The organism is Herpetosiphonaceae bacterium (assembly GCA_036374795.1).
Classification (GTDB): domain Bacteria; phylum Chloroflexota; class Chloroflexia; order Chloroflexales; family Kallotenuaceae; genus LB3-1.
In genome coordinates this window covers 1-8,170 of the sequence record DASUTC010000363.1, presented here as the reverse complement: position 1 = coordinate 8,170, position 8,170 = coordinate 1, and the positions used below count along the sequence as shown (strand labels likewise).

Genomic DNA, 8,170 nt, shown 5'->3' with positions numbered 1-8,170 from the left:
CGCGCCTGCGTGTAGGCCGTCTCCAGATCCCCCACCAGGATGCGCCACCCGACGCCGTCGATCACCAGATGATGCGCCGCCACCAGTACGCGCGCCCCCTGCGCCGGACCCAGCTCGTACCATCCCACCCGCAGCAGCGGGCCGGTCCGCAGATCGAAGCCGCGCTGCGCCTCGGCCAGGTGCGCCTCCAGCGCCCGCTGCCGCTCCGCCGCCGGGAGCGCCGCCAGATCGACGTGCGCGACGGGCAGCGACGCGGGCGGCGCGAGCGTGAGGGCGGGACCCCGCTCGGTGTCGCGCACGCGCAGCCGCAGGCCATCATGGTGGCGCAGCACGGCGTCCACTGCCGCCTGGAGCGCCGCTGCCTCCAACGGCTGGCGCACGTCGAGCAGCACGGCCTGGTTGAAATGGTGCGGCTCATCCAGGGCTTGGGCAAAGAACCAGTGCTGGATCGGCGTCAGCGGCAGCGGCCCGGTGATGAGATCCTGTCGGGCGGTGACGGGGGCCGCCGTGCCGACGACCGCCGCGAGGGCGCTGAGCGTCGGGTGGGTGAAAAGCTGCTTGGGCGTGAGGTGCAGCCCCACCGCCTGGGCGCGGGCGACGACCTGCAAGCTGAGGATCGAGTCGCCGCCGAGGGCAAAGAAGTCATCGTCGCGGCCCACCTGTGCCACGCGCAGCACCGCCGCCCAGATCGCGGCCAGCGCGCGCTCCGTCGCCGTGCGCGGCGCGACCAGCGCGGTCGGGGCGTGGGAGCGGGTCGCGTCGGGCGCGGGCAGCGCCGGGCGATCGAGCTTGCCGTTGGGCGTGAGTGGCAGCGCATCGAGCACGACGAACGCCGAGGGCACCATGTAGTCGGGCAGCCGCGCCGCCAGGAACGCGCGGAGTTCTGCGGTGAGGCCCGCACCCCTGGCCCTCGCTGCGCGCGGCCCGTGTTCCGGTGTTCCCGTATGCCGTTGTTCCGGGTTCTGGTGTGCTACCACGTACGCCACCAGCCGCTTATGGCCGTGCTCCTCGCGCGCCACGACGACACAGGCGCCGACCTGCGAATGCTGGCGCAGCGCGGCCTCGATCTCGCCCAGTTCGATGCGGAAGCCCCGAATCTTCACCTGCTGGTCACGCCGACCCAGAAATTCGATCGTGCCATCGGGCCAAACGCGCGCCTGGTCGCCGGTCGCATAGAGATGCGCGCCACCCTGAGGGTACCCGGTCTGGCTGAACGGATCGGGGATAAACTTCGTCGCCGTCAGCACCGGCTCGTCGATATACCCTGAGGCCAGGCACTCCCCGCCGATGTAGAGGTCGCCTGCCACGCCAACCGGACACGGATTGAGATACGGATCGAGCACATAATAGCGCGCGTTCTGAATCGGCCTGCCATAGGGAATGCTGACCCAGCGCGGATCGACGGCGTCGATCGGGAAATAATTCGACCAGACCGTCGCCTCGGTTGCGCCGCCCAGCCCAACGACCTGCGCGCGCGGAAAGGCCGCCCGGAGCTGATCGGGAAGCGTGATCGGAATCCAATCGCCGCTCAAAAAGACCAGGCGCAGGCTGCTACCGGCGAGGCTTTCGCTGGCTGGCAGGAGCGGGGCGAGCTGTTGCAGCGCGGCAGGCGCGGAATCCCAGAAGGTGATCGGCTCGTCGCGCAAGAGCCGCAAGAGCCGCTGCGGATCGCGGAGATCGGGCGCGGCGACGACATGGATCGAGCCGCCTGCCGCCAGCAGGCCGAAGATGTCATAGACCGACAGATCGAAGCACAGCGATGTGATGAACAAGATCCGATCGGCGGGGCCAATAGCGAAGGTGCGATTGACCCAATCGATCAGGTTGACGACCGGCTGGTGCCGCACGACCACGCCCTTCGGCGTTCCGGTCGAGCCGGAGGTGAAGATGATGTACGCCAGATCGTTTGCGCCGACCTGCGCGGTCACGTTGGCCGTGGGCAGACCGTCGAGCTGCGCGCGCGTCCAGACCTGTGCTCCGGCTACCTCCGGCGCGGCGGCAGGCTGACGATCCAGGCAGATGATCTGCTGAAGGTTGGGCAGGGCGGGCTTGAGCGTATGAATGATCGGTACGTGAGCAGCCTGGGTAATCAAACACCGAATATGGAGCGCGGAGAGAATCCATTGCACGCGCGCCTGGGGATAGCTCGTATCCAGCGGCACATACACGCCGCCCGCCTTCAGCACGCCGAGCAGCGCCGGGATCATCTCCAGCGAGCGCTCAAGATACACGCCGATCAGCTCGCCCGTCTGGCAGCCAAGCCGCTGAAGCTGGCGCGCAAGCTGATTGGCCTCGTCGTTCAGCTCGCGGTACGTAAGCTGCTCGACCCGCTCACCGCTGCCCGCAAAGATCGCGGCAACGGCATCGGGCGTGCGCGCCACCTGCGCCTCGACGAGCTGATGAATGCATTCATCACGTGGATAGGATCGCTCGGTCGCATTCCAATCGACCAGCAGCCGTCGCTGCTCGATCTCAGGCAGCAGCCAGCACGACTCGTACCGGTCATTCGGCGTAGTCGCCATCGCGCGCAGGATCGCCGCGTAGTACTCGCCGATCGCTCGCATCTGCTCATGGCCCAGGCGCGAGGCGTCGTAGTGCAGGCCGAGCGTGACATTGCCGCCGCCATCCAGGCCGAAATTCGCCACGATCGGGTAATTCGTCTGCTCAAGCGATGCCGCGCTCAGCAGCTCGACGCCGGTCGCGCGGCCAAGCTCGTGGAAGACGTGAAAGCTCACGTAGTTGAAGATAACCTCAAAGAACGACTCGACGCCCTGTTGCTTTTGTAGCTCGGCCAACGGGTAGCGCCGGAACGGAAACGCCTCCTGCTCGGCGGTGAAGGCCTGGCGGGCCAGATCGGTCCACGAGCCGCCGGTCAGGCGCAGGCGCAGCGGGAGCGTGTTCAGAAACAGGCCCAGCACCCGATCGCCATCGTCGATCTCGATCCGCCCATTGACGACCACGCCGGTCAGCACGTCGATCTGCCCGCTCAGCAGGCTCATGGCGCGCAGATGGGCCGCCAGGAGCACGCTTTTGATCGGCAAGCCCGCCGATCGTGCCAGATGGAGCAGCCCGGCGGATACGTCGGCGTCCAGCGGCACGGGGACGATCTGCGCCTCCTGCACCCCGTCAGCAGGAACGGCACCCGGCCAGCTCGGAAGCGTGCCGATCGTCGCGTCGGCCAGCTTGCGATCCCAGAAGGCGCGCGCCTCCGCCGACTCAAGCGTGGCGCGCTCAAGGGCGATAAAATCCCGGTACGACGAGCGCAGCGTGCCGGACTCCGTGGCTGTCCCATCCAGTGCCGCGCGATACAGCCGGAACAGCTCCGTCAGCATCGCGGCGACGCTCCAGCCATCCAGAATCGCGTGATGAAAGCTGAGCGTAAACTCGAAGGCATCGTCGGCGCGGCGGTGGATGAAGATGCGCCACAACGGCGGCGCATCCCAGGCAAAGCCGCGCTGCTGCTCGGCGACGCGCCATGCCGCCAGGCGCTCGGCTTGCGCCTCGACGGTGAGGCCGCGCAGATCCTCAACGATCACCGGCAGCGCGATCGTCCGATGCACAAGCTGGACCGGCTTGCCGTACCTCGAAAGATCGAACGAGGTGCGGAGCATGGGATGCGTCGCCACAAGCTGCCGCAGCGCCGCCTCGAACGCCGCCAGCACAAAGGGCTGGCGCAGATGAAACCCAAAGACATCGTGATAGGTCGCCGACTCGGGATGGAGCGCGCTGTGATAGACCATGCCGCTCTGCAACAACGCCAGCGGGTAGGCATCGTCGATCGCGGGCGGCAGCTTCTCACGATCCGAGGGAGCAAGCAGGCTCAAGGGCGCGGTGTCGGGCGCTGGCAGCACGGCGGCAGGCTGGACCGCCTGAGCGAGCGCGGCAATCGTCGGACGCTGAAACAGCTGCTCGATCGAAAGATCTATGCCGAGCTTATGCGCCAGCGCCCGCACCTGAATACTGCGGATCGAGTCGCCGCCCAGGCCGAAGAAGTTATCGTGGATGCCGATGCGATCCACGCCGAGCACCTGCTGCCAGACCTCGGCGAGCAATTCCTGGGTGGGCGTGCGCGGAGCGACAAACGCCGCTTCCAGCTCAGGCCGCTCCAGGCCGGGCGCGGGCAGCGCGGTGCGATCGAGCTTGCCGTTCGTCGTCACCGGTAGCGCGTCGAGGAACACAAACGCGCTCGGCACCATGTAGTCGGGGAGGCGCTGCCCCAGGAACTCGCGGAGTTCCTGTGGAGAACAGAGAACAGAGAACAAAGAACTAGAATCATTGGCAGCGCTGTTCTCTGTGTGCCCAGAGGGCGCCCGTTCTTTGTTTGCTACAACATACGCCACCAGCCGCGTGTGTCCGTCATCCTCGCGCGCCAGCCCCACACACTCGCCGATAGCCGGATGCTGACGCAGCACGGCCTCGATCTCGCCCGGCTCGATCCGAAACCCCCGGATCTTCACCTGCTGGTCGCGGCGACCGAGGTATTCGAGATCGCCGCTCGGCAGCGCGCGGGCCAGATCGCCGGTACGGTACAGCCGCGCGCCCGGCTGTTGCGACCAGGGATCGGGCACGAAGCGCTCCGCCGTGAGATCGGGACGGCCAAGGTAGCCACGCGCCAGGCCAGCGCCGCCGACGTGGAGCTCGCCCGCCACGCCGATCGGCGCGGGCTGTCCGTGATGATCCAGCACATACAGATCGAGATCGGGGATCGGCCCGCCGATCACACTGCGCGCCGCGTGCTCAAGATCGCTCGACGCCAGCGCGCGGTAGGTGACATGCACTGTCGTCTCGGTGATGCCGTACATGTTCACAAGCTGCGGCATCTGATCGCCGTGACGCGCAAACCAGGGCCGGAGGCTGGCGAGGTCGAGCGCCTCGCCGCCAAAGATCACCAGCCGCAGCGCCAGCTTCGACGCGCATCCCGAAGTCTCTTCCGCCGGGATCAGCTGGCGGAAGGCCGAGGGCGTTTGATTCAGCACCGTGACGCGCTCCCGGCAGAGCAGATCGTAGAACGCCTCCGGCGTGCGGCTCAGCGTGTACGGAACGATCACCAGCCGACCGCCGTGCAGCAGCGCGCCCCAGATCTCCCACACCGAGAAATCGAACGCGGCAGAGTGAAACAGCGTCCACACATCCCGGTCGTCGAAGTGAAACCAGCTCTGCGTCGCCGCGAAGAGCCGCAGCACCTGCGCGTGGGCCACCATGACCCCTTTCGGCGTTCCGGTCGATCCTGACGTGTAGATCACATACGCCAGATTGCCAGGCGTCGTCTCGTGGCTTGGATTGGCTATCGACTCCTGGGAGATCAAGGACCAGTCGCCGTCGATCACGAGCTGCCTGGTGGGCAGGGCCGCGAGCTGCGCGCTGAAGCGCTGCTGCGTCAGCACCACCGCCGCGCCTGTATCGCGGAGCATGAACTGAAGCCGCTCCAGGGGATAGGCCGGATCGAGCGGCACATAGCAGCCGCCCGCCTTGAGAATCCCCAGCAGCCCGACGATCAGCGCCGGCGAGCGCTCCATGCACAGACCAACGGGCGTCTCCGGCTTGACGCCAAGCCTGCGCAGCGCGTGCGCCACCTGATTCGCCCGCCGGTTGAGATCGGCATAGGTCAGGTGCGTCCCATCCAGCGTCACCGCGCTGGCGTCGGGCGTGCGCGCCGCCTGCGCCTCAAAGGCCAGATGCAGCGCTGGCCCGTGGGGATACGCGGTGCGGCTTGATCGCTCCGGTAGCCGCGCGCGCGCCGCCAGCGGCAGCAGCGAAAGATCTCCGAGCCGTTGATCGGGCACGACCGCCAGCGACTCCAGCACCGCCGCCAGGTGATCGAGCAGCCGCGTGATCGCGGCGTCGTCGAACTGCTGTCGATCGTAGCCGACCTTGACCGTCAGCTCCGGCCCCGGAAGCGCCACCAGCGTCAGCGGATAGTTCGTCGTCTCAAACGAGCGCACATCGTTGATCGCCAGGCTGCCGCCGAGCGACTGAAGCGCCGCGTCTGCGGGATAGCTCTCGAAGACGACGATGCTCTGGAACAACGCCTGTCCGCGCGGCACATCGCTCCACGACTGGATCTCGGCGAGCGAGCTGTACTCGTACTGGCGCTGCTCAACCTGCTGCGCCTGAAGTGCCTGTAGCCAGGGGACCGTTCGCTGATCGGGCGCGAGCCGGACACGCACCGGCAGCGTGTTGATCAGCAGGCCGACCATCTGGTCGGAGCCTGCCAGATCCGGGGGACGACCGGAGACGGTCACGCCAAAGACAACATCGTTCTCGCGGCTGTAGCGGCTGAGCAGCAGCGCCCACGCGCCCTGGACGATCGTGCTGAGCGTCAGGCCGTGCTGCCGCCCCACGGCCTGAAGCGCCGCCGAGTTGGTGGCCGAGAGCGCGCGCTGCTGCATCGCATCGTCGCGACCGCCGCTCGCCTGGGCCGGACGGTCGAGATCGAGCGGCGTGGGCGTAGTGAAGCCCGCCAGCGTCTCGCGCCAGAAGCGCTCGGCCCGCGCGGCATCCTGCTGCTTGAGCCAGCCGATATACTCGCGGTACGGACGGCTGACCGGCAGCGCCGCCGCCCGTCCCTGGCGCAGCGCCTCGTAGAGCGCGAAGACATCGCGGATCACCAGCGGCAGCGACCAGCCATCCAGCACGATATGATGATGGCTCCACACGAAGCTGTAGCGATCGTCGGCCATCCGAATCAGCGTCAGGCGCAGGAGCGGCGCTTTGGTCAGATCGAAGCCCCGCGTCCGGTCTGCCGCCAGCAACGCATCGAGCGCCGCGCGCTGCGACTCGGCGGATCGATCGCGCCAGTCGTGCTCGGCCCACGGCAGCGCGACGCGCCGCCGCACAATCTGAAGCAGCTTATCGTGGCGCTCGTAGGCAAACAGCGTCCGCAGCACCGGATGCCGATCGAGCGTCTGCTGCCAGGCCTGCTTGAACACCGCTGTATCCAGATCCCCGCGCAGCGTACAGCTTAGCTGCCCAACATACACGTCGGCGCTTGGCGCGTAGAGCGTGTGGAAGAGCATGCCCTGCTGCATGGGCGAGAGAGGGTAGATCGCTTCAACGGCCTGTTTACTCATCCCAGTCCTCCAACGAATCACCAAGCTCTGTGAGCAGCTCGTCCAGCTCCGTCTGACTCAAGTCTGCCTCAGGAAAATCAGATGGCGTGTAGCCGCCCGCGTCCGGCGACTGGCAGTGCGCGACGATCGCCTCCATCGCCGCGAGAAACATGTGGGCAAAGCGCTCGACCGTCGCACGCCGATGAACGCGCTCGCTGTAGGTCCACACAACATGAAGCTGCTCGTTAGCGATATGCGCGTTGATCTCCAGCAGATGGCTGCGCCTGCCCGACGGGCTGCGCGCAGGGCCGATCGACTCGCTCGCCGGACGAAACAGCGCCGATTGAGCCAGCACCGCGTCGAACTGGCCGAGGTAGTTAAAGCTGATCTGCGGCTGTGGCAGCTCCCGAAGCCGGGCGGCCACGTCTGTATCCTGGCTGAGATAGCGCAGCAGGCCATAGCCGATGCCGTGATTCGGGATCGCCCGGAGCTGCTCCTTGACCGACTTGAGCACGGCGCTCAGATCGACCGCCTGCCGGATGTCGAGCAGCACGGGATAGACCGTCGTAAACCACCCGACCGTACGCGACAGGTCCACGCCGGGAAAGAGATCTTCGCGTCCGTGGCCTTCCAGGTCGAGCAGCAGCGTCGATGCGCCGCTCCACTGGGCGTAGGCTTGCGCGAGCGCCGCGAGCAAGGCGTCGTTGATCGGCATATGATAGATCTGCGGCACCTGCTGGAGCAGGGCCGTCGTTTCATGAGCGGGAAGCACCATTGTCACGGTGCGGGCAGTTGCCTCGGTGTTGTATGGCTCGCCTGCCAGATCATCCACCGGCAGCGGGCGCGGCGGAGGCTGGAGCGTCGCCAGCCAGTAGGCGGCCTCGGCGCGCAGTGTATCGCGCTGCGCATACGCGACGAGCTGCTCGGCCCAGCGCTGCACGTCCGTCGTCTTCGGCGGCAGCGCGATTGCCGCGCCGCTACGCGCCTGCGTGTAGGCCGTCTCCAGATCCCCCACCAGGATGCGCCACCCGACGCCGTCGATCACCAGATGATGCGCCGCCACCAGTACGCGCGCCCCCTGCGCCGGACCCAGCTCGTACCATCCCACCCGCAGCAGCGGG

Annotated in this window: 2 protein-coding genes; both read right to left on the bottom strand. The window is 67.2% G+C overall.

Annotation, left to right across the window (positions count from 1 at the left end; translation table 11 throughout):
- On the bottom strand, positions 1-7,070 hold a 7,070-nt coding region (locus VFZ66_29145), incomplete at its 3' end, for an amino acid adenylation domain-containing protein (GenBank protein ID HEX6293282.1).
- A partial coding sequence (locus tag VFZ66_29140; protein HEX6293281.1) for a condensation domain-containing protein occupies positions 7,063-8,170 on the bottom strand: 1,108 nt, incomplete at its 5' end. The genes VFZ66_29145 and VFZ66_29140, both read right to left, overlap by 8 nt.